The sequence below is a fragment of the Flavonifractor hominis genome, assembly GCF_040095835.1.
Lineage (GTDB): Bacteria > Bacillota > Clostridia > Oscillospirales > Oscillospiraceae > Flavonifractor > Flavonifractor hominis.
Window position 1 is genome coordinate 1 of record NZ_JBBMFT010000038.1, and the last position, 848, is coordinate 848.

1 protein-coding gene is annotated in these 848 nt (G+C 64.9%); it reads right to left on the reverse strand.

All coding sequences use genetic code 11. The features are described from left to right. Positions 1-848, reverse strand: an 848-nt coding sequence (locus WMO45_RS13635; protein ID WP_349141439.1) for an InlB B-repeat-containing protein, incomplete at both ends; no start/stop codon positions are given.

Here is an 848-nt window from a genome sequence, read left to right on the forward strand (position 1 = left end):
AGCTTCACGCCGGTGACGTTGGTGACCGGGATGGCCTCGTAGTTGGCCGTCAGGGTCACGGCATTGGCCGGCATGGTAACGGTCAGGGTGGCGGCGGTCTCGTCCTCCAGAGTCATACCCTCGGCGGTCCAGTTTACGAACCGCATGCCCGCCTCGGGGACGTCGGCGGTGACGGTGACCAGAGCGCCGGCCTCATAGTCGCCGGAGCCGGTGCCGCCGTTGACGGTCAAGGTGAACTTCTCCACCGGAATGGCCTCATAGTTCGCTGTCAGGGTCACGGCATTGGCCGGCATGGTGATGGTCAGGGTGCTGGCGGTGTCATCCTCCAGCTTCATGCCATCAGCAGTCCAGTTCACGAACTGCATGCCCTCTTCGGGGGCGTTGGCGGTGACGGTGACCAGAGCGCCGGCCTCATAGTCGCCGGAGCCGGTGCCGCCGTTGACGGTGAGAGTATAGGTCTCCACCGGGGCGGCGGTGACGGTGACAGTAGCGGTACCTGAGAATTTCTCATTGGCCACGGAGGTAGCGGTGACGGTGATGGTCTCGGCGGTCTCGTCCTCGGCCACGGTCAGCAGGCCGGTGTCGGAGATGGCGGTGGTCTCAGACTGAGCACCCTCCACGCTCCAGGTCACAGCCTGGCTGGGCTCGTTCTCACCGGTGACCTCAGCGGTGAACTGCTGGGTGGCGCCCACCTGCACGCTGGCGGTGTCAGGAGAGACGGTCACACCGGTGACCACAGGGGGCTTCTCCAAACCGGCAAAGGTAATGGTACGGGACTGGCCGCGGCTGCCGGTCACATCTACCGTCAATACGGTGGACGTCTCGGTCTGCTCCACGCGGATGGTATC